This is a genomic window from Paenibacillus sp. LPE1-1-1.1, from assembly GCF_040676435.1.
In the GTDB taxonomy this organism is placed as follows: domain Bacteria; phylum Bacillota; class Bacilli; order Paenibacillales; family Paenibacillaceae; genus Pristimantibacillus.
The window spans coordinates 816,912-842,937 of the sequence record NZ_JBEGHY010000023.1; the positions used below are offsets into that span (position 1 = coordinate 816,912).

At 47.4% G+C, this 26,026-nt stretch carries 34 protein-coding genes; 3 read left to right on the forward strand and 31 right to left on the reverse strand.

Features of this window, described 5'->3' with window-relative positions; translation table 11 throughout:
* From MRBLPE1_RS20400 to MRBLPE1_RS20535, 28 genes are all read right to left on the reverse strand, one after another.
* Positions 1-870 (reverse strand): heptaprenyl diphosphate synthase component 1, encoded by an 870-nt coding sequence (locus tag MRBLPE1_RS20400; RefSeq protein ID WP_364148896.1) that lies wholly within the window; start codon positions 868-870, stop codon positions 1-3.
* A gap of 122 nt (positions 871-992) precedes the next feature.
* A complete protein-coding gene (locus MRBLPE1_RS20405; protein ID WP_364148898.1) occupies positions 993-1,571 on the reverse strand; it encodes a hypothetical protein in 579 nt (192 codons plus the stop codon).
* Between the two features lie 157 nt (positions 1,572-1,728).
* Positions 1,729-1,950 carry a trp RNA-binding attenuation protein MtrB gene (gene mtrB, locus MRBLPE1_RS20410; RefSeq protein ID WP_308996629.1) on the reverse strand — a complete coding sequence of 74 codons (222 nt, stop codon included), beginning with the start codon at positions 1,948-1,950 and terminating at the stop codon, positions 1,729-1,731.
* Positions 1,951-2,200: 250 nt separating this feature from the next.
* Positions 2,201-2,476 (reverse strand): HU family DNA-binding protein, encoded by a 276-nt coding sequence (locus MRBLPE1_RS20415; protein ID WP_053376669.1) that lies wholly within the window; start codon positions 2,474-2,476, stop codon positions 2,201-2,203.
* Between the two features lie 229 nt (positions 2,477-2,705).
* Positions 2,706-4,184 carry a stage IV sporulation protein A gene (gene spoIVA / locus MRBLPE1_RS20420; RefSeq protein ID WP_364148901.1) on the reverse strand — a complete coding sequence of 493 codons (1,479 nt, stop codon included), beginning with the start codon at positions 4,182-4,184 and terminating at the stop codon, positions 2,706-2,708.
* Between the two features lie 295 nt (positions 4,185-4,479).
* Positions 4,480-5,232 (reverse strand): hypothetical protein, encoded by a 753-nt coding sequence (locus MRBLPE1_RS20425; protein WP_364148903.1) that lies wholly within the window; start codon positions 5,230-5,232, stop codon positions 4,480-4,482.
* Between the two features lie 155 nt (positions 5,233-5,387).
* A complete protein-coding gene (locus tag MRBLPE1_RS20430; RefSeq protein WP_364149763.1) occupies positions 5,388-5,735 on the reverse strand; it encodes a 2Fe-2S iron-sulfur cluster-binding protein in 348 nt (115 codons plus the stop codon).
* Positions 5,735-6,337 (reverse strand): hypothetical protein, encoded by a 603-nt coding sequence (locus tag MRBLPE1_RS20435; protein ID WP_364148905.1) that lies wholly within the window; start codon positions 6,335-6,337, stop codon positions 5,735-5,737. The genes MRBLPE1_RS20430 and MRBLPE1_RS20435 overlap by 1 nt, the downstream gene beginning before the upstream one ends.
* A 29-nt stretch (positions 6,338-6,366) precedes the next feature.
* Entirely contained in the window at positions 6,367-6,663 is a 297-nt protein-coding gene (locus MRBLPE1_RS20440) for a 2Fe-2S iron-sulfur cluster-binding protein (protein ID WP_364148907.1), read from the reverse strand.
* A gap of 56 nt (positions 6,664-6,719) precedes the next feature.
* Entirely contained in the window at positions 6,720-6,899 is a 180-nt protein-coding gene (locus MRBLPE1_RS20445) for a DUF2768 family protein (protein WP_364148908.1), read from the reverse strand.
* Between the two features lie 140 nt (positions 6,900-7,039).
* A complete protein-coding gene (locus MRBLPE1_RS20450) occupies positions 7,040-7,315 on the reverse strand; it encodes a stage VI sporulation protein F (RefSeq protein ID WP_364148910.1) in 276 nt (91 codons plus the stop codon).
* 81 nt (positions 7,316-7,396) lie between these two features.
* Complete coding sequence (locus MRBLPE1_RS20455) at positions 7,397-8,431, reverse strand: NAD(P)H-dependent glycerol-3-phosphate dehydrogenase (RefSeq protein ID WP_364148912.1); 1,035 nt, start codon at positions 8,429-8,431, stop codon at positions 7,397-7,399.
* Positions 8,432-8,441: 10 nt separating this feature from the next.
* A complete protein-coding gene (plsY, locus tag MRBLPE1_RS20460; protein ID WP_364148913.1) occupies positions 8,442-9,038 on the reverse strand; it encodes a glycerol-3-phosphate 1-O-acyltransferase PlsY in 597 nt (198 codons plus the stop codon).
* 11 nt (positions 9,039-9,049) lie between these two features.
* Positions 9,050-10,372, reverse strand: coding sequence for a ribosome biogenesis GTPase Der (gene der, locus MRBLPE1_RS20465; RefSeq protein ID WP_364148915.1), 1,323 nt, complete (start codon positions 10,370-10,372; stop codon positions 9,050-9,052).
* Between the two features lie 78 nt (positions 10,373-10,450).
* Positions 10,451-10,630, reverse strand: coding sequence for a capping complex subunit for YIEGIA (locus tag MRBLPE1_RS20470; protein ID WP_364148917.1), 180 nt, complete (start codon positions 10,628-10,630; stop codon positions 10,451-10,453).
* On the reverse strand, positions 10,623-11,495 hold the full coding sequence (locus tag MRBLPE1_RS20475) for a YIEGIA family protein (protein WP_364148919.1): 873 nt from the start codon (positions 11,493-11,495) through the stop codon (positions 10,623-10,625). Before MRBLPE1_RS20475 ends, MRBLPE1_RS20470 begins: the two co-directional genes overlap by 8 nt.
* A gap of 44 nt (positions 11,496-11,539) precedes the next feature.
* Positions 11,540-12,187, reverse strand: a complete 648-nt coding sequence (locus MRBLPE1_RS20480) for a YphA family membrane protein (RefSeq protein WP_364148921.1) — start codon at positions 12,185-12,187, stop codon at positions 11,540-11,542.
* A gap of 92 nt (positions 12,188-12,279) precedes the next feature.
* Entirely contained in the window at positions 12,280-13,515 is a 1,236-nt protein-coding gene (gene rpsA, locus MRBLPE1_RS20485; RefSeq protein WP_364148923.1) for a 30S ribosomal protein S1, read from the reverse strand.
* Between the two features lie 81 nt (positions 13,516-13,596).
* Positions 13,597-14,175 (reverse strand): lysophospholipid acyltransferase family protein, encoded by a 579-nt coding sequence (locus MRBLPE1_RS20490; RefSeq protein WP_364148924.1) that lies wholly within the window; start codon positions 14,173-14,175, stop codon positions 13,597-13,599.
* Between the two features lie 3 nt (positions 14,176-14,178).
* Complete coding sequence (gene cmk, locus MRBLPE1_RS20495) at positions 14,179-14,847, reverse strand: (d)CMP kinase (RefSeq protein WP_364149765.1); 669 nt, start codon at positions 14,845-14,847, stop codon at positions 14,179-14,181.
* Positions 14,848-15,018: 171 nt separating this feature from the next.
* The gene (locus tag MRBLPE1_RS20500; RefSeq protein WP_364148925.1) at positions 15,019-15,216 is read right to left on the reverse strand and encodes a hypothetical protein; all 198 of its coding nucleotides are present in this window, start codon (positions 15,214-15,216) and stop codon (positions 15,019-15,021) included.
* A 54-nt stretch (positions 15,217-15,270) separates the two neighbouring features.
* A complete protein-coding gene (locus tag MRBLPE1_RS20505; RefSeq protein WP_364148927.1) occupies positions 15,271-15,924 on the reverse strand; it encodes a flagellar brake protein in 654 nt (217 codons plus the stop codon).
* Positions 15,925-15,983: 59 nt separating this feature from the next.
* Positions 15,984-17,339, reverse strand: a complete 1,356-nt coding sequence (ypeB, locus tag MRBLPE1_RS20510; RefSeq protein WP_364148929.1) for a germination protein YpeB — start codon at positions 17,337-17,339, stop codon at positions 15,984-15,986.
* A 104-nt stretch (positions 17,340-17,443) separates the two neighbouring features.
* Positions 17,444-17,605 (reverse strand): hypothetical protein, encoded by a 162-nt coding sequence (locus MRBLPE1_RS20515; protein ID WP_364148931.1) that lies wholly within the window; start codon positions 17,603-17,605, stop codon positions 17,444-17,446.
* A gap of 74 nt (positions 17,606-17,679) precedes the next feature.
* Positions 17,680-18,375 carry a glutamic-type intramembrane protease PrsW gene (gene prsW / locus MRBLPE1_RS20520; protein WP_364148933.1) on the reverse strand — a complete coding sequence of 232 codons (696 nt, stop codon included), beginning with the start codon at positions 18,373-18,375 and terminating at the stop codon, positions 17,680-17,682.
* A gap of 15 nt (positions 18,376-18,390) precedes the next feature.
* A complete protein-coding gene (locus MRBLPE1_RS20525; protein WP_364148934.1) occupies positions 18,391-19,641 on the reverse strand; it encodes a Glu/Leu/Phe/Val family dehydrogenase in 1,251 nt (416 codons plus the stop codon).
* 137 nt (positions 19,642-19,778) lie between these two features.
* Positions 19,779-20,393, reverse strand: coding sequence for a genetic competence negative regulator (locus MRBLPE1_RS20530; protein WP_364148935.1), 615 nt, complete (start codon positions 20,391-20,393; stop codon positions 19,779-19,781).
* Positions 20,394-20,595: 202 nt separating this feature from the next.
* Positions 20,596-20,919 carry a hypothetical protein gene (locus MRBLPE1_RS20535; protein WP_364148937.1) on the reverse strand — a complete coding sequence of 108 codons (324 nt, stop codon included), beginning with the start codon at positions 20,917-20,919 and terminating at the stop codon, positions 20,596-20,598.
* Positions 20,920-21,061: 142 nt separating this feature from the next.
* Here MRBLPE1_RS20535 and MRBLPE1_RS20540 point away from each other — a divergent pair, with 142 nt between their 5' ends.
* Positions 21,062-21,976 carry a polysaccharide deacetylase family protein gene (locus MRBLPE1_RS20540; RefSeq protein ID WP_364148939.1) on the forward strand — a complete coding sequence of 305 codons (915 nt, stop codon included), beginning with the start codon at positions 21,062-21,064 and terminating at the stop codon, positions 21,974-21,976.
* On the opposite strand, the gene MRBLPE1_RS20545 is transcribed toward MRBLPE1_RS20540, so the two are convergent.
* Together MRBLPE1_RS20545 and MRBLPE1_RS20550 are read right to left on the reverse strand one after the other, a co-directional pair.
* A complete protein-coding gene (locus tag MRBLPE1_RS20545; RefSeq protein WP_364148940.1) occupies positions 21,966-22,199 on the reverse strand; it encodes a hypothetical protein in 234 nt (77 codons plus the stop codon). The genes MRBLPE1_RS20540 and MRBLPE1_RS20545 overlap by 11 nt on opposite strands.
* Positions 22,196-22,789, reverse strand: a complete 594-nt coding sequence (locus tag MRBLPE1_RS20550; protein WP_364148942.1) for a CPBP family intramembrane glutamic endopeptidase — start codon at positions 22,787-22,789, stop codon at positions 22,196-22,198. The genes MRBLPE1_RS20545 and MRBLPE1_RS20550 overlap by 4 nt, the downstream gene beginning before the upstream one ends.
* Positions 22,790-22,900: 111 nt before the next feature.
* Here MRBLPE1_RS20550 and MRBLPE1_RS20555 point away from each other — a divergent pair, with 111 nt between their 5' ends.
* On the forward strand, positions 22,901-23,824 hold the full coding sequence (locus MRBLPE1_RS20555; protein ID WP_364148944.1) for a hypothetical protein: 924 nt from the start codon (positions 22,901-22,903) through the stop codon (positions 23,822-23,824).
* A 15-nt stretch (positions 23,825-23,839) separates the two neighbouring features.
* Here the strand turns inward: MRBLPE1_RS20555 and MRBLPE1_RS20560 are convergent, their stop codons facing one another.
* Positions 23,840-24,166, reverse strand: coding sequence for a rhodanese-like domain-containing protein (locus MRBLPE1_RS20560; protein WP_364148946.1), 327 nt, complete (start codon positions 24,164-24,166; stop codon positions 23,840-23,842).
* Between the two features lie 240 nt (positions 24,167-24,406).
* On the opposite strand from MRBLPE1_RS20560, the gene serA reads away from it, so the two are divergent.
* Positions 24,407-25,999 carry a phosphoglycerate dehydrogenase gene (gene serA, locus MRBLPE1_RS20565; RefSeq protein WP_364148948.1) on the forward strand — a complete coding sequence of 531 codons (1,593 nt, stop codon included), beginning with the start codon at positions 24,407-24,409 and terminating at the stop codon, positions 25,997-25,999.
* The last annotated feature ends 27 nt before the right edge of the window (positions 26,000-26,026 follow it).

Genomic DNA, 26,026 nt, shown 5'->3' on the forward strand with positions numbered 1-26,026 from the left:
TCACCTCGTCTCGTTGAGTGCGGGCGTGTAACCGGTTTGTTCGTACAACAGAGTATCGACAATCGAAGTCAATTCACCGAGCAGCTTGACCGATTCCAGCTTTCCAGCCGAAGCTTTCACTGAATCTGCTGTGAGCTTCAGCTTCTCCCTAAGCTGGGTTCGCACATTATATTTTTCCGCCAAACCTTGAATAAATGCACGCTCATAGGTGTGCATCGTTAATTGCTTACATTCTTCATCCGAAGCGACTTGCATGAGATGCCAATATGCCCAGCCCTGATCGAACCGGTCGGAGCTTTCACTTCTTGCGATTTCATCCACCAATATCTCGCATCGGCTGATTCCGTTAAGTACCTCTGGCCAAATACGGGAAAGCGTCCCTTCCAGCTGGTCAGAGAAGATATGAAACAAGGCGCTTTTAATTTGCACGGAATAGCCTAGATATTCTTCCGCAGACAGCTTATGCTGTCTCATCCGTACGTAAAGATTAACTTTCAGCCGGTTAACTTCGCTAACCGCGCCGCTGATTTTGGCAATCATCTCAATTTGGCCTGCTTGTGCAAGCAATTGATAAAATGTCGCGCTAAAGTAATCCCCGGCGAGCACCTTAAGCTGCCTCGACCGCATCTCCGGCTCAGAGCGCTGCTCTTGCTGCGTATCGATTAAATCATGCGTATCCATTCCTAGCTGAACGAGAGATACGACGAGCGTAAAAAGCTCACTGTGGGTCTGCAGAGTATGCTGCTGGCTCAGGAATGCCTGCAGCAGGCGCAGCCGCGCATTCGCTAAGTCAGGTAGAGCAGTATGCTCTTGGATCATGTCATACTCCACATACTTTTGAGCTATTTCAGGTACACGGTATGTTTTCATTGGGGAAGCCTCCGAACAGAGAAGCGCAAATCGCCGCTCAATAATCTAAACTATTATAGCACAACTTATTCTAAAGAGCATACGATTCCGCGTGCTTGTTCAACAAATTGCAACATACCATGTTATTCCTCCTGCGAAATGAAGGAAGGCTTTACAGTAAATCCCGCTATAGGCCCGAACCGTTCCTCCCATGCGGACGTGAAGCTTACTCTCAGCCTTTTGCGCCACATCTCGTCATGCACTGGATCCGCCCTCGAGAGAAATTGCATTTCGTTAATCAGCCATTCATCCGTCTTTCTGACATCGACAGCAGCCAGCAGGACAGGACCATTGCCGCGCTCTTCTACCATTCGGATAAGGATCCGCTTCACGTTCTCCAATTGCAGGAAGGACACGCGCACCAGCTTCTCTACGTCGGCAAACCATAATCCTGGCCTTCCCCCGCTTGTACTGACCCGCATATCCACGGACAGAACCCCGTTGCTCCAATCCGCCTTTTTTATTCGTTCATTCAGCTGAACGGCAACGAGTACGTCAACCAAATTGTTATTCGTTAAACGAACGGCCGGCGTCGGGCGAAAAACGGCGACATCGCCGCGGTTTACCGTGTTCTGCCATGCCGCATGGGGAAGCCATGTAAATAATAAAGTCACGGCCAGCGCCGTGGCGCATGCCGCGAGCAGCGGTTTTCCGATATTCATTCTGCACCTCCAAATTACGGCTCAAGGATCAAAGCCAGCTAAACAAGCTGCTTCGAGCGACAAGCCTCTTATCCCATTGTACGAGCGGTGCAGAGTGAATATTCGAAACGTTAACGGGCAAAAAAAAAGCAGGCATCGCCTGCTTGCCCGCTCGTTATTACTGGTCGGTTTCCATGGTGCCGTATTTCGTCATGACGACTGCTTTGCCTCGAATTTTAATTGCCGAAGTATGATCGGTAAACTGGCAAATTAAAATTTCGTTTTTGTCCAGTTTCTCCGTATGATGAAATTTCGTGTCCAGTCCGCGTGTTAAACCGATGACTTGCACGCCTTGATCCTTTGCTTTTACGATAATATACTCGCCGTGTGTAGGCTCCATCGTTATCCCTCCGCATCCGTATTTCCAAGCTATCCATGTGAATTATAGTTTAAGTATGGCGTTTGTGCAATCCATAACCGGTAGGCCGCAGACAAAAAAAAGCCCGGGCGGTTTCCCGTCCGGGCGTTTTCGATTATTAAATATAAGCGTTACTAAGTTTGATCCTTATGTAATTGCTTATATTCCGGCGCATAACCTCAATGCTCTCTTCCTTGCGGATAAAGTCATAGCGTTTATGCTTTTAATATGCTTAATTGGATACGAGGTCCTTAAGTGATTTTCCCGGTTTAAAAGCAGGCGTTTTGCTTGCTGCGATTTCGATTGGGTCTCCGGTTTGCGGGTTGCGGCCTTTACGGGCTTGACGCTCGCGAACTTCGAAGTTTCCAAATCCAACCAATTGCACTTTATCTCCGCTTTGCAGCGCATCGGAAATGGCATCAAAAACAGCATCAACTGCTTTTGTTGCATCTTTCTTCGAAAGATCCGTCAATTCAGCTACTTTAGTAATCAAATCTGTTTTGTTCATTGTTTCACCTCCTCCAAAGTGCTTTTTTGAATCCATTTCAAAGCTAGCATATAAATGCTCATCTTATCCCTCTTATTAACGGAAAACTTCAAAAATATACCTTTAGACCGAACAAACCTATAGTAATACAGCCGTTTGCCAATTTCAAGTGCTAAGCAACAAATCCTCTTAAACAAATAAAGCCGCTCCCTTTTTGGCAGCGGCTTATCCGTATACTAAAATCTTTTACTTACAAGATGATTGCAATCAAACCGCCAGAGCCCTCGTTTATGATTCTTCCAAGCGTTTCTTGCAGCTTGTAGCGTGCATTATCCGGCATCATAGCGATTTTCCCTTGAATGCCTTCGCGCACAATGGAATGCAGGGAGCGGCCGAATATATCAGACTCCCAAATTTTGATCGGATCATTCTCAAAGTCTTGCATTAAGTATCTGACCAGCTCTTCGCTTTGCTTCTCCGTGCCGATAATCGGAGCGAATTCCGATTCAACATCGACGCGGATCATATGGATGGACGGTGCTGTGGCCTTCAGTCTAACCCCAAAGCGCGAGCCTTGGCGGATTAGTTCCGGCTCATCGAGTGCCATTTCCGCAAGTGTCGGCGCCGCAATGCCGTAACCCGTTGTTTTGACCATCTCGAGCGCTTCAGCGAATCGGTCATACTCCCTTTTGGCATGAGAGAATTCCTGCATCAGCTGCAGCAAGTGGTCCTTACCCCGAATCTCAACACCGACAACCTCCATGAGGATGCGGTCGTACAGCTCATCAGGCGCATACAAGTCAATTTCCGCGACGCCCTGCCCCATGTTCATGCCGCTTAGTCCGGCCCTCGCAATGAAATCATATTCCATGAACTGAGTCACTACTCGATCGACGTCGCGCAATCTGCGGATATCCTTGACGGTATCGCGAACAGAGCTCTCATAGTTGCTGCGGAGCCAGTGGTTGTCGTTCAGCACCATGACCCAGCTCGGCAGATTTACATTCACCTCATGAACAGGGAATTCGTAGAGCACTTCCCGCAGAACGGAGATGACCTCTTCCTCGCCCATGGTCGCCACGCTTAGCGTCATAACCGGGATATCGTATTTCGCCTGAAGCTCATTGCGCAGCTGCAGAGCTTCGTCGCTCTTCGGACGAGTGGAGTTAATGACAAGCACAAACGGCTTGCCGACTTCCTTCAGCTCGTTGATAACGCGCTCTTCTGCTACAACATAGGAGCTGCGCGGAATTTCTGCGATAGAGCCGTCCGTCGTGACAACAACACCGAGTGTCGAATGCTCTTGGATTACTTTACGCGTTCCAATCTCAGCCGCTTCCTGGAATGGGATCGGCTCGTCAAACCAAGGAGTCGTGATCATACGTGGACCATTTTCATCCTCATAGCCCTTCGCGCCTTCAACCGCATATCCAACACAATCGACCAGCCTCACGTTTACCTCAAGTCCATCGGTAACCCTGAGCTGAACCGCTTGATTCGGAACAAATTTAGGCTCTGTTGTCATAATCGTCTTACCTGCGGCGCTTTGAGGAAGTTCGTCCACGGCTCTCACACGGTCTGATTCATTCGCGATGTTCGGAAGTACGACCGTCTCCATAAACCGTTTAATAAACGTTGATTTGCCCGTCCGGACCGCCCCTACAACCCCGAGGTAAATATCCCCGCCGGTTCTTTCGGCTATGTCCTTGAAAATGTCCACTTTCTCCACTGAATATCCCCTCCCAATTGATTTTTCCGGTTCGCCGCCATCCACCGGTCAATAGGGCAGGCCAGCGACGCAACTCGTACATGCTTTTGGACTAGTAACATCATATGTGCAGGCTTTCCGATTATGACGATTCCTTCTGCGAAACTTTTTTTTCTTACGCTGCAGGCTTTCCTTCCAAGACTGAGTTATATGAGAAAAATGGCAAATCTATGACCCCAAAAGGCAAAAAAAATCCTCTCCCAGACATTGATCTAGGAAAGGATTGCAGGTGCTAATGTTCTAAAAACGGCATGCCTTATGGCTTTACGGCCTGCGGCTCTTGATTTACCAAGTGATAGACAGGAGCCTTAACGGGTACAAAATCAGACCCGTCTACAAGCAGCGCACGCAAATCAAAATCCGCGGCATAATCTGTTTTACCGCTTTTTTGAATGTATTGCATGATATCGATACCATAGTCGGAGTACACGACGCCATTCTCATCTACGAGCGCTTGAAGGGTTTGCCCCGTAAACACGCTTCGTATCGTCGGAGCCGTTTTATTCATTTCTTTGTAGTCGATTTGATAAAAACCGGGATAAGTTTGCTCCCCCTTCGGAAGCACGCCGTTTGTCTGGATATACGAGGTAACCCAGTTCTGGATATCGTTAATCTTCTGGAAAGCAAGAATATCCAGCAGCTTAACTCTCGGCGCAGTTTCCTCGTCGATGACTAGGAAGCTGTAGCTGCCTCCTTTTTCAAAAGCGGCAGCCGGAATATCGCTTAAATAGCCTGTCCGCCCAAGCTTTGCAAAATCCACGTAAAACTTTTCATACTTCGGCGTTTCCGCGGTGCTGTTTTTAATCGGCAGCATGCCGGTTTCCGTTTTGTACTGGTCAATCGCTGCCTGAACATTGCGCACCGCTTCTTTTGGAGCGACCTGGTTTTGTTTGAGCCGGTCCTTGGGATACAAGCAGCCCGTCAAAGAAATTAATATTAAGCCTAACGCGGAAAGCAGCGCCAAAAAACGCATGCCCCGCCGCGCGCCGCTCATAGGAATACCATTCAATTGAATAACCTCCTTAAAGGTTTGTGTAACAAACCTACTTCGTAAGCATTAGCTTAGGTTTGTGTAACAAACCTACTTCGTAAGCATTAGCTTAGGTTTGTGTAATAAACCTACTCCGTAAGCATTAGCTTACGTTTGTGTAACAAACTTGCTTTCTACCACAAATCATCGGATTCCTCCGCTTGGCGGGCAAGCTGGCGCGCCACAGCTGCACGCAGCGGGTCCAACGGAATTTCCACGTCCACCTTACCCGCTACCCTAGCCTGGCAGGAAAGTCTAATATGATCGCCTTCTAAGCCGGAAAGCTTACGGCGCTCATTATCCCCAATCGGCGCAAGCTCGCTCCCTGGCCGCACGGTGACCTTGCACATGAAGCATGCGGCTTTGCCTCCGCAGCGTGTGCGGATCGGTATATTCGCGCGTCTGGCGGCGTCTAGCAGCGTTGTGCCGCGCTTAACCTTTACTGTTTTGCCGGAAGGCCAAAAGGTTACCTCTCCATCCATCACAAACCACCGGCCTCTCGAGTAGAGATGATTAAATGGAGGCTGCGCTTTGCCTCAGTTGTGAACGCATTGCATTCTTCAATGGCTAGCAGGGCACGCTCATGCAAAGCAGGTGCCTTGGCATATGCTTGAGCTACGAGATCAACCCGGTCCATACGGTCTCGCAAAAAGTTAAACCACAGCTCATGCGCCAACGGTACGACTGGCACGGCGATAGCCGTTTCGTTTATTTCGATACGATCAGAGTACGCGAGCAGCACATTCCGTACCATGGTCACGTAGAGGCTGCCGCTTGCCTTTACATGGAAACCTCCGACCAGTTCCACTTGTATACCTTGGATTAGATAATGACTCAGAATCGAGCGGTACATGCCAGTTTCGCTTAAAGCCGGCTGATCAAGCGCATAAGGCTCCAGCGCTTTATGAATAGCAGCTATGTCCTCTTCATCGCAATAAATGTCCAAGTCACGCGGCAAAGCGGATAAGGGAAGGCCCCGAAGCATAAGGCTGGTGCTTCCGCCAATCACCCATTTCGCAGAACTTGCTTCTGTAGCTTTTTTCACGACTGCCAGCGCATTATGAATGCGTTCCTTTTCAGTCATCGCCGGCACTTCCTTCCACTGCATTAACATTAGAAATAGGGTTTGTTTGCAGCTGAAATTTTTGCATCCGCGGATTTGATAATCGCCTGGCAGCCTAAGCGATAGCCTTGTTCAAACTCCTCCGGCTCAAGGCGGTCCCACTCTTCATCCGTGATTCCTTCAAGCTGGTCCGCGCCTTCCGTTACCAAGCACCGGCAGCGGGCACAGGTTCCCCGTGCGCATGAAAAGCTCCAATCGATATTATGTTTCATGGCAAGATCAAGCAGCGACAAGCCTGCTTCCGCTTCTACGACAGCCGTTTTGGTTCTACCCTTTAATTCAATCATAATATGTCTATATCCTCATTTCCGTTAGTAATCTTTCGTCCCCTATGTAGGCCAAGTTAAATAATGGATAGTAGTCCGCAAACGAATCCGATTAATAAAATAATAAAAGCAATGAGAGACAGCACGAATTTCAATGCGCCTTTCGTTTTCATACGTGCAAACGTAATTAATAGGGCCGCAATCGCCATCATCCCAATGCCGAAAAGCGAAACCCACATTTTTGTCATCGCATCCATAGTAATTCCATTCTCCTAATCTGTATCATAATGAATTCTCACCCATTATAACATCGCATAAAAAAAAGGACAAAAGCTGACAGGTCGCTGCACCGAATGCTAAAATTCGGAACGCCTATCGCTTTTGCCGAAGCTGATCATTATTTTTTTATCATAAATTTCATCAGCGTTTCCATATTGCTCACGTTCATCCCGCTAGCTTTGACAGCTTTCACGATTTCATTAACGGTCGAATCGGCAACCTTAACCTTTGCCATTTCCGACACCTGTTTAATCAGCTTGCGAAGCTCGGCTTCGTCTTGCATCGTTTCTGCCGTAACGCTGTTAGCCAGCTTTTTAACGGAGTTTTCGGAAATACTCTTGCCGGTCTTTTTGTTAATCGAGTTGAGAATATCTTTGGAAAAATCCTTCGCCATATCCTACACCTCCAGGATGCGCATGTGTCTTGCTCCATGCATCATATGAGGAGGGCGGATGTTTGGTGTAGGCGCTGGTCCTTAGCCCAGTTCCTCGATTTCATGCGTCTTAAGTCTGCCCATTAAGTGCTCAACCGCTGTCCGCGGTGCTTTATTTGCGAATAAAACCTCGTACAGCTGAAACGTAATCGGCATTTCAACCTCGTATTGCTTCGCCAGTTCGTAAGCAGCGCGCGTGGTTCTCACGCCCTCCACAACCATTCCCATGCGGCTAAGCACCTCTTCAAGCGGCGTTCCGTCGGCAAGCATGTAGCCTGCGCGCCAGTTGCGGCTGTGCTTGCTCGTGCAAGTTACAACAAGATCGCCAACGCCTGCAAGTCCGGCAAAAGTGAGGGGATTTGCCCCCATTGCCGTACCTAACCTGCCGATTTCGGCCAAACCGCGCGTAAGCAAAGCCGCCTTCGCGTTATCGCCGAATTGCAAGCCGTCGGTCAATCCGGCCCCTAAAGCAATGATATTCTTTATTGCTCCGGCAACCTCCACCCCTACGACATCGGGATTCGTGTAAACACGGAAATCCGTATTCATCAAGGCATCCTGTGCTTGCTCAGCCGCTTCAATGTTAACCGATGCCACAACAACCGTCGTAGGCTGCTTTAAAATCACTTCTTCCGCGTGGCTCGGTCCCGAAAGAACGACTAATTCCTCTTCCGGGCGGCCTAGCTCTTCCGAGAGAACATTTGTCATCCTCTTCAGCGTATCCGTCTCAAAACCTTTCGTAGCATGAACGACAAGCGTTTCGTCGGATAAATAAGGAGCTGCTTGCTTTGCTACCTCGCGCATCGCGCCGGAAGGCGCTACGAATAAGGCTAACTCCGCATCCTGAAGCGCAAGCTTCATATCCGTTGTTGCCTGAATGAGCTCCGGCAGCTGAACATCCGGCAAAAACTTGCTGTTCACATGGTTGCGGTTTATATCCTCCGCCTGTACTGCGCTTCGCGTCCACAGCCTTACCTGATAGCCGTTATTCGCGAGCACAGACGCAAGCGCAGTGCCCCAGCTCCCGGCGACAAGCACAGCTGCAAATTTCGGTTTTTCCCCGTTCTGGATTGTCATGCGTCGCTCACTATCCTTTCTTAGCACCCAGTTTGTTTTCCGTTCCTTGAAGCAGCTTTACGATATTCGTCCGATGGCGTACGAAAGCAAATATACATATCAGAAGACTTGCACAAAGTAAAGGTACGGAAAAATAAAAGATGGAAATGAATAATGGCGTTAAAGCGGCAAACAATAACGAACCCAACGATACGTAACGTGTTACGGCAATCGTGGCGATCGCAACGACACCCGCGCATAGCGCGGGGATGAACGCAAGCGTCGCAATAACACCGACAGTCGTAGCGATCCCCTTGCCTCCCTTGAAGCGGAACCAGATCGGCCAATTATGACCGACGATAGCAGCTAATCCGCACAAAACCGGGATCCAATCATTTTCGCCTAGGGCATGTCCGATCCAGACCGCTGCGACGCCTTTTGCAATATCAAGCACAAATACGAGTAAGCCCGGCCCTTTGCCGAGCACCCGCAATGTATTCGTTGCCCCTGCATTTCCGCTGCCATGCTGACGGATATCGATGCCTTTGACCCATTTTGCAATTACGATACTGAATGAAACTGAACCTAACAAATAGCTTAAAGCAACCGCAATTACTCCATATAACAAGCTACTCTCCCCTAATCTTCCTCGGACTTACGACGTGAGAATATTCGTATTGGCGTCCCTTCAAAATTAAATGCTGCACGAATTTTATTTTCCAAATAACGCTCATACGAGAAATGCATGATTTCCGGATCATTTACGAAAACAACGATCGTCGGCGGTTTGGTGGCTACTTGGGTTACGTAATTAATGCGCAAACGCTTGCCTTTGTCAGACGGCGGCGGATTGATCGCCACAGCATCCGATACGACATCGTTAAGCAGATGCGTCTGAATGCGCATAGCATGCTGTTCCGATACATGCTTAACGACGGGCAGCAGCTTTTGTAAGCGCTGTTTCGTCAAGGCGGATAGATAAACAATCGGGGCATACGACATGAACAAGAAATGATCGCGGATATTTTGGGAGAAAACTTGCATCGTCTTCTCATCCTTCTCGACGACATCCCACTTGTTCACTACAAATATCGAGGCTTTTCCCGCTTCATGGGCATAACCTGCGATATGCTTGTCCTGCTCGATAATGCCTTCTTCTCCGTTGATCAAGACAAGTACGACATCCGCGCGCTCGATCGCTTTCATCGCACGCATCACGCTGTATTTCTCCGTAGATTCATAAACCTTGCCTCGTTTACGCATACCGGCCGTATCAATTAGAACATACCGCTGGCCGTCGCGTTCAAACGGCGTATCAATCGCATCGCGAGTCGTGCCTGCAACATTAGATACAATGACCCGATCTTCACCGAGAAGTGCATTAACAAGCGAGGATTTGCCAACGTTTGGCCGTCCTATTAACGCTACGCGAATTACATCTTCATCATAGCCGTCGTCCGTTTGATCGGGAAGCAGCTCGACTGCCGCATCAAGCAGATCGCCGATGCCTAAACCGTGCGATCCGGAAATCGCAATAGGTTGTCCAAAGCCTAGTCCATAAAACTCATATACCTCGTCCATACGGCCAGGATTATCAACTTTATTAACTGCGAGCACGACAGGCTTCCCTGAACGGAAAAGCATTTGAGCTACTTCATCATCCGCATGCGTCAAGCCAGACTTCGCATCAGCCATAAAGATAATTACATCAGCCTCTTCAATTGCGAGTTCAGCCTGCATACGAACCGATTTCATGATTTCATCTTCGCCATCAATTTCAATACCGCCAGTATCAATAATGCTGAACGGTTTTCCATTCCACTCTCCGGTGCCGTAAAGTCTGTCACGCGTGACACCCGGTTTATCCTCAACAATTGCTAGACGGTCGCCGATGACCCTATTGAAAATCGTGGATTTACCCACATTCGGACGACCGACGATAGCGATAACGGGTCTTGCCATAGTTTGTTTTCCACTCCTTCAAAAATACTCACGTTATCCATCATAGCAAAAAAGTGCGTTCTTGGCTAACTTTTCATATTAGCGGTGATTCACTAAGATAATTGTTCCATTCTTTAAATCATGCGCGCTGGCATCCAATATCTTCTCCAAGAGAAACGCGGTTTCCTCCAGCTTGTCCGCATTTTCAACCAAGAAAATAGGAGCTCCTCCCCCTACCGCATCCGGCTTCATCGATACAACGGCGACAATTTTAGCCATTATCGCTTGCCCCTTTCTTGTTGACAGACGCTTCCGTTGGCATGCGAACAGCCGACTCCAATATCGGGACTCGCAGGATGACTTGCTTTCCTTTATCCGCGTCCATTTCTTGAGGCAATATAAATACAGCCAAGCGTCCATCCTTCATATCCAGCTTGGCCATCGGTATTAATGCAGGTTCTCCATCATCCCGGTACACGCCTAAAATCGTAGCCATATCATATAAAATGGCTTGACGCTGTCCTAGATTGCTCATAGTCACTTTTCCGTTAGAATTATAAGGCGTCAAGATAAAACCCATTCCCCGTTTTGCGATGATGTCCTGGTTAGCTTTTAGCCCCACGTTCATAATATAAATATCTCCCACGAACAAATCCGGTCCATCCACTTTAACTTCTGCTTCCTGTACCGCTGCGATATGGGAAATCGCTTTTCCTGACTTTAGCTTTTCTACAAGGAGCAAGGATAGGGCGCCTGCAAGAATGCCGATCCAAATATTCGCCATGATGCTAAATAGGCTGGTAAGCAGCGCGGTCATGATTACTAAATAATTCCGACCTTCGAATACCATCGCGATTCCTTCAATATAGGTCGATCCCCGTCCAACCAATTCCATGCTGTCTATCTTGGTCAATGTTTCGCGTTCCATCTTCCGGACATCTCTAAACTGCTGCGCAGCAAGCGTAAGAAAGGTTATCGCCGTATAATCCTTATTGAACAGTGCGGGGACGGCAACCGCTCCTAACGCTGCTGCAATTACTCCAAGTGATATATGGATGATACGTCCATGCGGATATGTCGGATACTGTCGATAATCGGTTCTAAGCATAAGCAAGCGTGAAATAATTCCGAAGGCGATGCCCATCAGAACGCCTACCAAAAACTTATTTTGGACGAGATAATGTTGGATTATGAAGAACGCCCCCCCTTAATATGCCAAAGCTTTATGCTTAGCTTCGATATTCCTAAACGTATCGCTTTAAGCAGCAGGCTAAACAATCTAGCTGCCGCGAATGCGATCCAAAAGCTGTCCCACCAGCTTGAATGACCGATGTGAGCCGTATACGAGCCGGATTGGAGCACTGTATTTACTGTTTCACCGAGTACCGCTCCCCACACCATCATCCCAAATTGATGTTTTATTTGCGAGGTGAATGCCCCGCAAAAAATTCCGGCTAACAATGGCGCATCCCAATTTGGACCTAACCAATAGAAGACAGGATCATAGCTGTACATCTTGCGAATAAATCCCCATATAATTGAAATCATAAGCGTGCACAAAATTAAATAACCTAAGTAGCTGGCTTGCTCAGAACTTTTATAGGACAACATACTTCCGATAAAAAGCAGCAAACAAACGCTTATCTGGATCTCGAGATGCATATACTCGGGAAATGGAGACCACCAAAGCGGCATTCCAAGCAGCATAACCATTACGATAACAAGTAACGCCATCCAGCGGGCACTGATCTCTGGAGCCAAATACGATTTCCAACCTGTCGCGATCAGGACGAAGGTAATACTCATAATCCAAATCGACATAAAACCGGGATTCACTTGATATCACCTCTTGTACCCCCTATTATGCACCAAAAAAAAAGAGCTATTCCTGCGATAAATCGCAGGAATAGCTCTTTCATATAAAAAGATTATTTAAGATTTTTTAGTTTGTCGCCAAAACGCTCAGCAAGTGAATAGCTCATGCTTTCGTTGCTTAGGCTAACATTCGGATTATCGATTTTCTCGATTTTTGGCGAGCGTGGCGCTCTATCCGGTCTAGCGCTTGGAGCAGCTTGTTCAGGAGCTTCTTCTGTTTCTTTAATGCTTAGGCTAACGCGTTTTTCAGAAGGATTGAAGTCAAGTACTTTCGCTTGTACTTCTTGACCTTCTTGAAGAACCTCGTTTGGCGTAGCAATGTGACGGTGAGCGATTTGGGAAATGTGAACAAGTCCTTCAACGCCAGGAGCAATTTCAACGAAAGCGCCAAAAGGCACGATACGGCGAACTGTACCTGTTACGATATCGCCGATAGCGAATTGGCCGCCTGCAGAATCCCAAGGACCTGGTTGCGCTGCTTTCAGGCTTAGGCTGATTTTACCAGCTGCCGGATCAACTTTAAGTACTTTAACACGTACCGCTTGACCTTCGGAAACAACATCCTTCGGATGCGCTACATGCTGCCATGAAAGCTCGGAAACGTGAACAAGACCGTCAATACCGCCGATATCGACGAACGCGCCGAATGGTGTAAGGCGTTGAACCGTACCTTCAAGCTCTTGGCCAACCTCAAGCGATGCAATGACTTGCTTCTTGCTTTGTTCGAACTCGCTGTCAAGCACTTCTTTTTGGGAAAGAATGACTTTGTTGTTTTCGCGGTCGATTTCTTTAACCTTCACGCGAAGCGTGCGGCCTTTGTAATCGGAGAAATCTTCAACAAAGTGACGCTCAACCATAGAAGCCGGAATAAATCCGCGAACGCCGACATCGGCAACGAGACCGCCTTTAACAACATCAGCAACAGCAACTTCAAATACTTCGCCGTTGTCAAAGCGTTCTTGAAGAAGATCCCATGCTTTCTCGCCGTCAACTTGACGCTTCGAAAGAACAAGCTTCTCTTTCTCGTCATCGATGCTAACCACTTTAAGCTCAACCTCTTGACCGATTTGAACAGCATCCGTAGCGTTTTCAATCTGCACGGCAGAAAGCTCGCGAATCGGAATAACACCGTCATATTTATATCCAAGGCTTACATAAGCTTGGTTATCTTCGATTTTGACGATCGTACCTTTAACGGAATCGCCTTTTTTCAAAGACACGAAATTATCCAAAGCGTCTTGGCTTACTTCTTCCGCCTGGGATTCTTGCAAATTAGTTTCTTCTGACATTGAAATAACCTCCTCAGTTCATACCCCAACTTTATTTAAATCCGCAAGCGCCTAGAGCGAGAGCAGCATTTAAAACATAAATTATCGATTGTTCGAAGCTAACTCGCGAATGCGAGCCATAATGGCATCTGTTACTTGTTCAAGCATGTCTGGAGATGATTCCTCAATAATTGCGGTAAGATCGACAGGCTTGCCGTAACATACGACGATTTTGCTAAATGGTCTATACTTGCCGACAATGGCTACAGGAACAACGGCAGCGCCGCTTCTTACGGCAATCATGGCTGCGCCCTTCTTGGCCGCGCCAGATTGATTGTTGCGGGAGCCCTCCGGAAAAATACCTAGTACATTGCCTTCCTTCAGCAAAGTGATCGCAGACTTAATGGCATCCTTGCTTACACCGCCGCGCTTTACGGGAAAAGCGCCAAACGCGCGAATGAGCGGACCAAAAACCGGAACCTTGAACAATTCTTCTTTCGCCATAAAATACACCTTGCGTTTTACCTTGACTCCTACCGTAGGCGGGTCAAAATTGCTTAGGTGATTCGAAGCGAGCACGACTGGGCCGTTGACAGGAATATTTTCCGTACCCCTAGCTTCCAATCGGAAAAGCAGCGTATACATCACGCGAAGCAGAAAACGGAAAATATAATATAACATAGTTTACTTCGCCTCCGCCAATTTGGTTCGGCTTAATTTCACAATTGTCTGAATGACTTCATCAATTGACATGGCGGTGCTATCGAGCACAACAGCGTCTGCAGCGCATATGAGCGGCGAAATGTCGCGTTGCTCGTCCAAACGGTCGCGTTCGGCAATCTCGGATTCCAATTGCTCGAGCGTTATGCTTTGGCTGTCCACTATTTCACGGTAACGGCGAAGTGCCCGTTCCTTAACGGATGCGGTCAGAAAAATTTTCAACTCCGCTTGCGGCAGTACATGCGAACCGATATCCCGGCCGTCCATTACGACGCCTTTGCGTTCTGCCAGCTTACGCTGCAACATTCCGAGAACCTCACGTACGGTCTCGTTCGCTGCAATGTGTGACACCTGAAGCGTCACTTCGCGCGAGCGAATCAATGCGGTTACATCTTCTCCGTTCACAAATACGGACTGGCCATGCTCGCCAGGCTCAAGTTCAATCTCTAAAGATCTTACGAGTTCAGCAAGTTTGGCAGTCTGAGACACCTCAATTCCCGCTCGCTGGGCGCTGAGCGTAACAGCGCGATACATAGAGCCGGTATCGATGTACACATATCCAAGCTGCTCGGCGACTTTTCTCGCAACCGTGCTTTTGCCCGCGCCTGCCGGCCCGTCAATCGCAATGTTCATACGGTCGCTGTCGCCTTCGTGATGCACCACTTAAGGTCAACCCCCTTTTAGTAGAGACGGCTGGCCGAATGCATGTAAGAATGCGACGCAAACCTCTCAAGAAAAAAGCAGGCTTTGCCTGCGAACGTGAAAATTATACCACACTATAAACGCAGATGCAAAAGCCGAGCGTCAATTCAAGCGGGTTCCTTCCCACTGATCGACGCCCGTCAGCCAATGCCGAACCGCATTGTTTTGCAAAGCTGCTTGCGAACAAACCAATAAAATAACAAGCGTTATAATGATTTTCCGCAATACCGAGCTAACGTCATCGGTCAGCTTTAAGATCTGATTGCGGCTTCTTTTTTTGTTAAGCAGCTTTTTTATCACTTGGAATTACCCCTTTCTCTTTCCGGGTAGTTTTCCAATTATCGCAAATGTTATTCAACGGTTACGATATTCAAGCTGCTTCTCAAAGCAATAACGGATAACCTTTTGTCTCTCGGAGTCGTTGATACTGACATATTTGATCATCGCCTGCTTCCTGCCGGAGTCAAGCTCCACGACCCTTACGATTTCCCCTTTGAAAAAAGCATGCTCGATGCTGCCGTTTTTATAAGGCACAAGCAGCCAGCATTCCAGCTGCTGCTCGGACGAAAGCGGCCATTTCCCGTCGCAAATAAACGAGATTCCTCCGCCGCCCACATCATCCGTCTCGCAAACGAATCTTAAATTGCTGGCTGTCTTTACAGCGATTTCCAGTTCTGCCGGCACTCTAAGAAAGCTGCGCCGTTGAACCTTTGTAATACGCTCAGGCTCAGGCTTTCGGATTTTGATTAGCTTAACGCCGTCTTCTTTAAATCCGAGCACGTGAGAATCAAAATAACTTTTGATACCGTCCTCGGAAACAAAATAAACAGAAAGCTCATCGCCTAGAAAAAGTCGCTTGTACCGCCCTGTTTTTTCGCTGATTGGGACTTCAATAAGAAATCCGTCCTCTTGCGCATCGGCAATTCGGGATTTGTATTCGATCGATGCTTCCTCTTCATCCGAAGAAGCGATCTGAAAGTGCAGCATTTGGTTCAATTTAGGCAACAAATTGGCTCCCCCCCATTTACATGCCATTATAGCACGTCGATTTAGAGGGAGCCATATCGTTATTTGTCAGATGCTGCCTTGGAATCGTAGGGAGACATTTCCTCAATCGATTCCTCTAGGCCGGATTCTGAATTTATATAGATGCGATAGAGTGAGCCATTGATTTCACCTGTATATTCGTAACATAAAACTTCTTCGCCCAGGTCGTTGTCGATTAACGCCAATTGCTCCTTATGAACTTTCATTTCGGGATTTAGCGCCTTCTTGGCTTCAGCTTTCGTTATGATTGGACTAGGGAGCTTCCGCTTGCGATGCTCGTATACATAGTCATTTGCCTGCAAGCCTACGGTTTGACCGTTGTCCAGCGCCACTTTAACCGTCAGCTTATCCGGGTAGATCAGCACGCCGCTTTGGACACTGACATAGGTGAAGGCTCCCATATTGTTATGCAAATCGTAGCTTACGGCCTTCATACCCGAGAAGCCATGCTCATCCAGGAAAGCATCAGCCGATGCTCTCGCTTTCTCCAGATCAATTTTTTTCTCGCCAATGTCGCGCGAATTCATGAACCAAATGAGCTGCCCGCCCTTTTGCGTAAAATCCATTTGAAGCTTATTGTTCTTGCCATCGTTCACCGTCGCTGAATAGGAGGCATATTCCGTCCCCTTTGCATTTTCAACAACGCGGATTTCGGCATTCGGTGCTTTGGTGAATTTAGCGGCAAGCTTCTTGATATCCTCGGCTGTAACCATTTTTCCGCCCAACATTTTAATGGTCCGCTTTTGATACATGCTGCTGACCGAAGGTCCCCAGTTGATTTCCGGATATTGGCTTACCTTTTTGTCAACCGTTTTGAAACCGTCAATTATCGTATTGTCATTGTTCGATTTCTCAGAGGCCAAGGCAATTTCGACGTCCATCCATCGCAAATTGTTTGCAAGCACCTCTTTTTGCATGCCGATCAATTCCTTTGAAATTTGCTCGGAATTCGCATACAGCGTCTTCATCGTTTTAAACTCGTCCGGCGTAAGCGGCTGCTTGCTCAAATCACGGACTGCCGTTTTGTACGCAAAATTTGCGATACGCGATAAAAAATCTTCCGCTTCATTGAAAGGGAGCAGCGTCAACGGAAGCTGGTTGATCTCGTTTTGGGCTTGGCTCGTTAACCGCCATACGTTTACCAGCCCTTTCCGATGGTAACTTTGCGAGGTCGAGTTAACCGCTAGGGTAGTGCCAAGCTGCTGATGCAGCTGCTCGACGTGAAAGGTTAAGTCGTGAAATGCCCTTTGATACTGGTTTTCGGCTTTTATCAGGATCGAGTTTTTCTCCTGATGCTCTTGATAGCCCCAGTAAATTGCCCCTATGAAAAGCAAGGACATAATCGGAAATAGGATCGAGCTGAGTCGATGGTACATAATACAAAAGCTCCTTTCTTGTGCAAAACCTGGTTTTAGTTTGGTTTGCCCAAGGGAGCTTTATGCATCCGTCTATTTAATTGTAACATCTTCTTTTATTTCCGTTAGAACATGCTGTGCTCCTCAATATCCAGGTCATTGGCATTATTGCAAATACATTGCTTAAAGCCGGTATCGATCGAGCCCTTTTCTCTTCGTCCGCGCAGCACGAATTTCTCTCCGCACACGTTGCACCGGATGGTTACCTTGATTCTTGCAGCCTCCATATGCCCCTCCTCATCCATTATTCGAATGCCGTCATTTCAGGCATTGCTATATAATGTAAGTATGGACGGATCAACTACAGTTTAATCTCATCCTCGCGGACCAAAAACCGAAAGGGAGAGCGTGAATTAGCGTGGTTCATTTTACGCAGCCCCCATACCCATAGAGCGATCATAAAAGGAACGATAAACCACATCCAATTCGTCTTGACGGTTATCATGATCCAATCATAGGTACCGTGCAAAAGGATCGGCAGGAGCAAGGAAATGCCCAAGAAATAAACGCTTTTGTTCTTGGGAGCAAACTTTGCCTTGCCTAGGTAATACCCCATCATGATGCCAAACAAAGCATGGCCGGATACCGGGAGCAATGCCCGGACCAGCAGCGTGCCAAAAGTTGCCGGCGAGTATATGGCGTACAACACATTCTCCAGCGTGGCAAAACCAAGCGAAATGGAAGCCGCGTATAGGATGCCGTCATAAGGCTCGTCAAATTCGGTATGGCTGTATATTACGTGGTAAAGCACGAACCACTTGACAAATTCCTCAACGCCGGCGGATTCGCCAAAAGCAAATACAATCGAATGGTCACCCAGCCAAAGCTGCAGACCGCGCTGTATAACCATAATCGGAACGACGACGAGAATGCCAAGTACAAACATTCTGGCAACCATGTGAATCGGCTCAGCCTCGTAGCGGTCCCTCAAATATAAATAAGTAAGCAGTGCTACGCCAGGCGCAACAGCTGCGGTTAATACGGAGAACAACAGCATTTAGTCCCTACTTTCTTACACCCAGCCGCGGTAGCGAACAGCCTCGGCTAATTTGCGCACGCCGGCCATATATGCAGCCAGCCGCATGTCGACCTTGCGGGTGCGGTGTATTTCGTACACTTGATTGAACCCTCGGATCATCATAAGCTTCAGCTTATCGTCTACCTCCTGCTCATCCCAATAGTACCCTTGATTATTTTGCACCCATTCAAAGTAGGATACAATAACGCCGCCGCTGCTCGCAAGCACATCGGGAATGAGCAGCACGCCTCGATCGGACAAAATTTTTGTAGCCTCAAGCGTCGTTGGGCCGTTTGCGGCTTCAACAATAATCGATGCCCGGATACGCGGAGCATTCTGATCCGTAATCTGATTCTCGATTGCGGCCGGTACCAGCACATCGCAATCAAGCTCCAGCAGCTCTGCGTTTGTAATCGTTTGTGTAAAAAGATTCGTCACGTTGCCAAAAGAATCTCGACGGTCGAGCAGATACTCGATATCGAGTCCTTCTTCATTATACAACGCTCCGTTCACATCGGAAATACCTATAACGCGCGCACCGGCCTCATGCATGAATTTGGCAAGATAACTTCCCGCATTTCCGAAGCCTTGAATGACGATGCGCGCATTTTTCATTTCTATCTGCTTAATGCTGAGCGCTTCTTGAATCATGATCACTACCCCGCGCGCAGTAGCTGTCTCTCTTCCTTTGGAGCCGCCAAGCACAATGGGCTTGCCAGTAATGAATCCAGGAGAATCAAATTCGCGAATCCGGCTGTATTCATCCATCATCCAAGCCATAATCTGTGAATTCGTCATGACATCCGGAGCCGGAATATCCTTGCTCGGTCCTACGATTTGGCTTACCGCTCGCACGTAGCCCCGGCTAAGCCGTTCTATTTCCCTAAAAGACATCGTGCGGGGATCGCATATGACTCCGCCTTTGCCGCCGCCATAGGGTAAATCCGCAATTCCGCATTTTAAGCTCATCCATATCGATAATGCCTTAACTTCATTTTCGGAAACGGCCGGATGGAACCGCACGCCGCCTTTGGTAGGTCCAACCGCGTCATTATGCTGGGAGCGGTAACCCGTAAAAACTTTCGTTGTTCCATCATCCATTCTAACCGGAATCCGTACGGTAAGCAGCCTCATCGGCTCCTTTAAGAGGTCAATCATATCCTGATCATAGCCAAGTCTGCGCAGCGCTTGTTCAATTACAATTTGAGTAGAATGCAAAACATCGTTCGCTTCTTTGTTACTCATTCCATTCACCGCCTTTGTCTACTTCTAATATGAACGCCTTTCCCCTACTGTATTCCATTAAAATGGCAGTTAACATACAAGAAGAGCACCGTGCAGCCAAGAATCAGCCTGCAGATGCTCTCTCCGTGTACATTTTGTTAAAATTTAAAATGATTACAAATTTCCCGAACCGCTTTCTCGGGCATAATCACTTTCCCGTATTCTTCCAACATGGCATAAGTAACCGAAGTCGCTTCTCCATATTCCGCAAGCAAAGCAATGACGGCATTATGTCTTGAGGCTTCAATCAAAGCCGGCTCCAACGCTAAAATGTACTTGCCGTTATAAGAATATAACCGTCCATCCTCGGTTAGGGTGGAGCTTTGCAATTGCTTGCAAACCGATATTACGTCTTCAAATTCGCGGAAGGAATACATCACAATATCGCTTTGCTCAAGCGTTACTTCCATTTCGTATATTTCGTCTTCCGTGTCGTCATATTCGGTTGCCCGATCGCCTGCATGACTGTTCATTTTGCCACGGGTGACAATCACTACCATACCTTGCGCGGGGAGGGCAAACACTTCGACCGCTAATGGGCCGCTGGCATCGAATCCAAGTTCACTATATGCTTGATCCATCATTTCACTGAATAGTTCGTGTACTTTGGGAATTTCGCGCCACATGTCGTCCTTCTGGATCCCCCGTTCCAGCAGGTCGTCGAACGTCAGGAAAATCCGTATCTTGTCCTGGCTCAGTCGTTCGATTTTCATGACAGGATCCTCCTCTGCAGCATCTGTTGTAACAGCGTATGATTTTTTTAGTAAGATGTGATCGATTTGACCAAATCGTGCTATGTAACTACTTTATCATTTCTTTTCGACGATTGCACTAATATTGAATGAAAAAAAGAATCGTTTGAGCGCATCGCATTTCTGCTTTGCGTTCCCACGATTCCGCGTTCTGACCGATGAATTAATGGCGAACCGAAGACGATTCCGCCTTGATCTTGTTCGCTTCCTTCTTTAATTGGGGATCACTGTTTACGATAGCCTCAATCTGTTCCCAAGCGGCTTCGGATTTTGCGGCGGTATCGCCTAAATGCTTTGGGGAAAGCGCAACCGCCTGATCCTTTACCGCGTTGCCCATCATTTTTGAGACGGATTTGCGAGTTGCCGTGGAAAACACATCAGACATCGCAGTAGCTGCCCAAGAAACTGCACCCGGCTGCTTGCGGGAGACATAAACGGTAGCTGCCGCACCAAGTAAACCTCCGACTAAAAATCCACTCCATTTCATAATCGCATACACCTCTTCCTTGTTCAGCTTTCGTCTTCATCAAATAGTTTGACCCCTTGTCAGAGTGCTCATTCTTAATAAAATAAGGAAATCATTCTAGTCCGGAAAAAGGGCAAATATGATACAATGGGGTCGATTCAGCATGAAAAACAACTTAGCGATGGAGGTTTTGAGAAAAATGAAGAACAGCCGTTTAATCATTACCAGCCTGCTAATCGGCTCGCTTCTGACTGCCTGCAGCTCTCAGCAACATAACGGGAGCATTTCAGAAGCCACCAATGCTTCAACCCCAGTCAGCCAAGAGACGGCTGTCAGCACGCAATCCGTAACGGATGAGGCAATTCCAACCGAAACCCCAGAACCAACGCCATCGCCATCGCCATCTCTTCCGCCCTCGACCGTCGGAGAGGGCAATAGCACGGAACCCCTTTATTCGATGAGCGAGGCGTACCGTTTCGTTCCCCTAGATCAAAATACGACGGACAAAGCAGTCTTATTGACCTTCGATGACGGACCTAAGGATCAAGAAGTATTGACTAGCCTGCTCGATACCCTTGACAAGCATAAAGCAAAAGCAATCTTTTTCGTGAACGGCTACCGGGTGAAACAAAATCCGGATTTATTGAAGCTGATCAATGAACGCGGCCAAACGGTGGGCAATCATTCTTGGGACCATATTAATCTAAAAGACGAGACGGAGACGGTCGTTGATGAGCAAATTGGCGATGTTCAAGCTGCCGTCGAAGCATTGATCGGTAAAAAGCCCGTATTTTTCCGGCCTCCCTACGGCTCCGGGGGAGATACGGTCAAAGAAATAGCAAAAAACCACGGCATGCTCTACATGACGTGGTCAAATGGTTCGCTCGATTGGGATCAGTCAGCTAAGGATAAACCTGAAGTCGTTATAAAAAATGTGCTGGAGCAGCTTCATCCGGGCGCTAATATTCTCATGCACGAGCTGAAATGGACGGCTGACGCGCTCGATGAATTGCTTACTTCGCTTGAGAATAAAGGCTACGGCTTCATTGATCCTGCCAGCATCAAGATTAGTCCGTGAATTTCAAACCATACCAGAATAAACCTCCGACCAAACTTACAAACAAGACGAATAACAGATTATAATACCATTTCGTGACTTTATAATTGCTCGAAGGATGTTTTTTCCGTCTAGGCGGCAGAGCTTCTCCTTCATTGGAATTCGTTCCGATGCTGGACGGCGCGGCCGTCTCATCTTGCTGCCTTGCTGCCCTCGAATTTCCAAACCTTTCTTTCCTGCTCATGACTCCCTCCTGAATCGTATAATCAAACCCATAATTAAATCAATTAGAAAATGGGCAATAATCGGCGCCAAAATCGAACCGGATTGCATATAAATCCATCCAAGACCATAGCTTATCGAGAAAACAAGCCCAGTCGGAATCCAATGCTTTAAGTACCTTACATGAATAGTAGCAAAAATAATGCTTGTCCAATAGGGACCAATGGCATGCTGTATGGCTCCGCGAAATAGAAGCTCCTCGCATATTGCGACTACTAAAGAAAGAACCGCAATGTGCCAGACCGGCCGCGTACGGAAAATACGTTCATTTACCCCTCCGTCATCGCTTGCTTCCTCAGGCACGAACCGGGCAATAAGCAAATCAACGACGATAACAGCAGCCGCGAGTCCGACTCCCCAATATACAAACGAAAGCTCCTTCGGAGGAGTAAACATAGAAAACAAATTTTGGTGCTGAAATAAAATCCATATTAAACCGATAATAAAAGTAAACCCTTGCGTAGCGTATAAATTGATGAGCAGCATACGGTCATCCAGATCGTCAACGGACACCTTCCGGATACGAATATTTCGAATATCAAATTTCTTCATAGCTTCCCGCCTGTCTGGAACGTTCGTATTTTCTTTTTCGACCAATTCACCTATACTGATAGGACAAATCGACAGCATAATTTTTTTACATAGAAGGAGATAGAGATAGAGATGGAAAAACGATTAACGACGACTGCAATGTTATTCAGTGTTGGATTTGTGTTCATGCTCGTTTGCTCCGTTGGCGCTTTTTTCTATGGCATCCAAATCGGTACTGAAAAGACTGAAGCCAAATATGAAAAAGAAGATGCGGGCTCAAAACAAGCCTCCGCTTCTGTAAGCCCATACCAGCAGCAAGATTTAGTATCTTTCTATCATACTGTATTTTTGTCTTACCGTGAATTTCAAAACGAATGGTTCTCCGCAATGAACAAATTATCGCAAGGAAAGACAAATGAAGCAACTTCCATGTTTAAGGATCTGGCAAGTTTGGCGGGTGACAAAGCCCATGAAGCAAGCTCTGTCAATATGCAGAGTTCACCATTGTTAGGAGAAGCCCAAGTCAGCTACATCCGCAGTCTCAACCTTTTTGAAGAGGCATCCAATACAGCTGCGGCTCAGGCCAAGACTCTCAGCTTCAACGAGCTGAAGAAAAAAATCGAGCAAGAAAAAAACTATATGTCTGCTTCACAATTTGCGCTGAGCGCACAGCAAGCCTATTATGCCGCCATGCTGAAATGGGCAGCTACGGTTGATCTTGATATCCCTTCCGACTATAAATCGCCGGCTCTGTTAGAACTTACGCAGTGGAAGAAGCTTTCGATTACAATTAAAAACAAAATAATGGCCGATCAGCTCTTGACCCGCAAAAAGCTTACTCATTATTATCCGCAGGACTTAACGAGCCGGGTAGACGAATTTGTCGAATCGGGGCAAGCTGCCAAAATGAAGGTGCATACCGTTACAGCCGTCGTCGATCTCCTTATCAATACGGAAGCAGTCCGTTCAGGGGATTTTATTGAAAGCAAGTCACGCCTTTACGAGAATGCCCTTCTTCCTCAACTGCCGTTCTTTACATCGGAAACGAATTTATAAAATGGCGGTTATAGATTAGTCATATTGAAATCCTTTTAACGAGGCTATAGCTGCCATTCCGCCGGTAACATTGTGGAGGCCGCTGTAGCCTTGTTCTTCTAAGTAGCTGCAAACCGCAGCGCTGCGGACCCCATGCGCGCAAATGATGTAGATCGGCTTGGATTCGTTCAATTCATGCAACCGCGCAGGTATCGTATTCATAGGAATTAAGACCGAAGTATCCAAATGGTAATAATCCCACTCAAAAACTTCTCTCACATCTATAATCTGGCTTGCTTCAACTTGTCGATTGTCAAGCAGATCAAGCATAAATTGAGGAGTCACATCTTGCCAATTATTCACGTAAAAAGACCTCCCATGTCGCATTTTGTATGTAATGATGCTAGAATCATAACGAAATTTTCACATTTCAGCAAGTTTGAGGATTGCTTTTGCACACCCCCTTGCATTAAAATAGAAAAGTCTGAGATCGATGATCAAACTCTCGTCCCGCTGCTGCACAACGGTGCCGGGTAGAGGGTTTTTCTGTTCATATTAAGCGGAGCCTTCCGGCTTCGCCCCAATTTAGGAGGCATACTTCACATGTTTAAAGTGTTAGTTTCCGATCCAATTAGCGATTTGGGCATTCAGCAACTTGTTGATGCGTCAGATGTCGCAGTCGACAAAAAACCTGGATTAAGCGAAGACGAATTAGTAGCCATTATCGGCGAATACGATGCGTTGCTCGTTCGCAGCCAAACGCGTGTAACCCCAAAGATTATGGAAGCTGGAAAACAACTGAAAGTCGTTGGGCGCGCAGGCGTAGGCGTCGATAATATCGACCTTGACGCAGCAACGCAACGCGGAATTATCGTAATCAATGCGCCAGACGGCAATACGATCACAACATGCGAGCATACGTTTGCAATGATGATGGCCGTTGCCCGTCACATCCCGCAAGCTTACATGAAAACCGTTAACGGTACTTGGGACCGTAAATCTTTCCTTGGCGTAGAGCTTCGCGGCAAAACGCTAGGCGTGCTCGGCATGGGCCGTATCGGAAGCGAAGTTGCCAAACGCGCAAAAGCTTTCGGTATGGAAATTATGGGCTATGATCCGTTTATGACGGAAGAAAGAGCTGAAAAAATCGGCGTTAAGCTGGCTAGTGTCGATGAAATTGTACGCAATGCTGATTTCATGACCGTACATACGCCGCTTACTCCGGAAACCCGCCATATGATTGGGAGAGCACAATTTGAAGTCATGAAACCGGGCATGCGCATCATAAACTGCGCACGCGGCGGTATTATCGATGAAATTGCGTTGGTTGACGCAGTAGACGCAGGCATAGTTGCCGGCGCGGCATTCGACGTATTTGAAGTAGAACCGCCTGCTGAAGACCATCCCTTCTTGACGCATCCAAAAATTATTGTAACGCCTCATCTTGGCGCTTCGACGGTTGAAGCACAAGAAAATGTTGCCATCGACGTGTCGGAGCAAGTCCTTCACATCCTGCGCAGCGAGCCGTTCATCAATGCAGTAAACATGCCTCCTATTCCGGCAAATCTGCAAAACATTCTTCAACCATACTTCACGCTTGGTGAGAAACTTGGTAACTTTATCGCGCAAGCGACGGAAGGTGCAGTCATCGAGATCGTTGTCGGTTACGCAGGCGAGCTTGCAGAGGTAGATACTCAGCCGCTTACTAGACATATCGTTCGCGGCGTTCTAGCCCATCATTTGGGGTCTGAGCAAGTTAACGTCGTTAACTCCTTGCATCTTGCTAAGGTTCGCGACGTAAATATCGTTATTCAAAAATCCCATGCTTCAAAGGATTTCACGAACCTTGTAACGGTAGCGCTTCGTACCAAGAAGGAAGAGCGCGTGGTATCCGGTACTTTGCTGACAGGTTATGGTCCTCGTATCGTACACATCGATAAGTACCCTGTCGACGTTACGCCGGAAGGCAACCTGATTCTGATCTCGCACAACGATAAGCCTGGTATCATCGGCCGCGTGGGTACGCTTCTCGGCAACAATGATGTCAACATCGCTACGATGCAAGTAGGACGTCAGCTTGTTGGCGGTTCTGCGATCATGGTGCTTAGAGTCGATAAAGCTACACCAAAAGAAGTACTCGAGCAGCTGACAAGCATGCCAGAGCTTAATACCGCAAAAGAAATCACCCTTTTTTAAATCATAAGCAATAAAATGACAAGAAAA

What these genes read in the sequence shown, in the direction of transcription:
- MRBLPE1_RS20545 (WP_364148940.1), bottom strand. Translation starts at nt 22,199, where the DNA reads ATGAGCAGGAAAGAAAGGTTTGGAAATTCGAGGGCAGCAAGGCAGCAA.
- MRBLPE1_RS20515 (WP_364148931.1), bottom strand. Translation starts at nt 17,605, where the DNA reads ATGGAGGCTGCAAGAATCAAGGTAACCATCCGGTGCAACGTGTGCGGA.
- MRBLPE1_RS20440 (WP_364148907.1), bottom strand. Translation starts at nt 6,663, where the DNA reads ATGATTGAATTAAAGGGTAGAACCAAAACGGCTGTCGTAGAAGCGGAA.
- MRBLPE1_RS20435 (WP_364148905.1), bottom strand. Translation starts at nt 6,337, where the DNA reads ATGACTGAAAAGGAACGCATTCATAATGCGCTGGCAGTCGTGAAAAAA.
- MRBLPE1_RS20550 (WP_364148942.1), bottom strand. Translation starts at nt 22,789, where the DNA reads ATGAAGAAATTTGATATTCGAAATATTCGTATCCGGAAGGTGTCCGTT.
- mtrB (WP_308996629.1), bottom strand. Translation starts at nt 1,950, where the DNA reads ATGGAGCCTACACACGGCGAGTATATTATCGTAAAAGCAAAGGATCAA.
- serA (WP_364148948.1), top strand. Translation starts at nt 24,407, where the DNA reads ATGTTTAAAGTGTTAGTTTCCGATCCAATTAGCGATTTGGGCATTCAG.
- MRBLPE1_RS20445 (WP_364148908.1), bottom strand. Translation starts at nt 6,899, where the DNA reads ATGGATGCGATGACAAAAATGTGGGTTTCGCTTTTCGGCATTGGGATG.
- der (WP_364148915.1), bottom strand. Translation starts at nt 10,372, where the DNA reads ATGGCAAGACCCGTTATCGCTATCGTCGGTCGTCCGAATGTGGGTAAA.
- MRBLPE1_RS20415 (WP_053376669.1), bottom strand. Translation starts at nt 2,476, where the DNA reads ATGAACAAAACAGATTTGATTACTAAAGTAGCTGAATTGACGGATCTT.
- MRBLPE1_RS20490 (WP_364148924.1), bottom strand. Translation starts at nt 14,175, where the DNA reads ATGTTATATTATATTTTCCGTTTTCTGCTTCGCGTGATGTATACGCTG.
- MRBLPE1_RS20430 (WP_364149763.1), bottom strand. Translation starts at nt 5,735, where the DNA reads ATGGATGGAGAGGTAACCTTTTGGCCTTCCGGCAAAACAGTAAAGGTT.
- MRBLPE1_RS20535 (WP_364148937.1), bottom strand. Translation starts at nt 20,919, where the DNA reads ATGAAATGGAGTGGATTTTTAGTCGGAGGTTTACTTGGTGCGGCAGCT.
- MRBLPE1_RS20525 (WP_364148934.1), bottom strand. Translation starts at nt 19,641, where the DNA reads ATGAGTAACAAAGAAGCGAACGATGTTTTGCATTCTACTCAAATTGTA.
- rpsA (WP_364148923.1), bottom strand. Translation starts at nt 13,515, where the DNA reads ATGTCAGAAGAAACTAATTTGCAAGAATCCCAGGCGGAAGAAGTAAGC.
- cmk (WP_364149765.1), bottom strand. Translation starts at nt 14,847, where the DNA reads ATGAACATTGCGATTGACGGGCCGGCAGGCGCGGGCAAAAGCACGGTT.
- prsW (WP_364148933.1), bottom strand. Translation starts at nt 18,375, where the DNA reads ATGCTGTTGTTCTCCGTATTAACCGCAGCTGTTGCGCCTGGCGTAGCA.
- MRBLPE1_RS20455 (WP_364148912.1), bottom strand. Translation starts at nt 8,431, where the DNA reads ATGACAATCCAGAACGGGGAAAAACCGAAATTTGCAGCTGTGCTTGTC.
- MRBLPE1_RS20405 (WP_364148898.1), bottom strand. Translation starts at nt 1,571, where the DNA reads ATGAATATCGGAAAACCGCTGCTCGCGGCATGCGCCACGGCGCTGGCC.
- MRBLPE1_RS20450 (WP_364148910.1), bottom strand. Translation starts at nt 7,315, where the DNA reads ATGGCGAAGGATTTTTCCAAAGATATTCTCAACTCGATTAACAAAAAG.
- MRBLPE1_RS20555 (WP_364148944.1), top strand. Translation starts at nt 22,901, where the DNA reads ATGGAAAAACGATTAACGACGACTGCAATGTTATTCAGTGTTGGATTT.
- MRBLPE1_RS20540 (WP_364148939.1), top strand. Translation starts at nt 21,062, where the DNA reads ATGAAAAACAACTTAGCGATGGAGGTTTTGAGAAAAATGAAGAACAGC.
- MRBLPE1_RS20475 (WP_364148919.1), bottom strand. Translation starts at nt 11,495, where the DNA reads ATGGGCATCGCCTTCGGAATTATTTCACGCTTGCTTATGCTTAGAACC.
- ypeB (WP_364148929.1), bottom strand. Translation starts at nt 17,339, where the DNA reads ATGTACCATCGACTCAGCTCGATCCTATTTCCGATTATGTCCTTGCTT.
- MRBLPE1_RS20470 (WP_364148917.1), bottom strand. Translation starts at nt 10,630, where the DNA reads ATGGCTAAAATTGTCGCCGTTGTATCGATGAAGCCGGATGCGGTAGGG.
- MRBLPE1_RS20400 (WP_364148896.1), bottom strand. Translation starts at nt 870, where the DNA reads ATGAAAACATACCGTGTACCTGAAATAGCTCAAAAGTATGTGGAGTAT.
- MRBLPE1_RS20530 (WP_364148935.1), bottom strand. Translation starts at nt 20,393, where the DNA reads ATGAAAATCGAACGACTGAGCCAGGACAAGATACGGATTTTCCTGACG.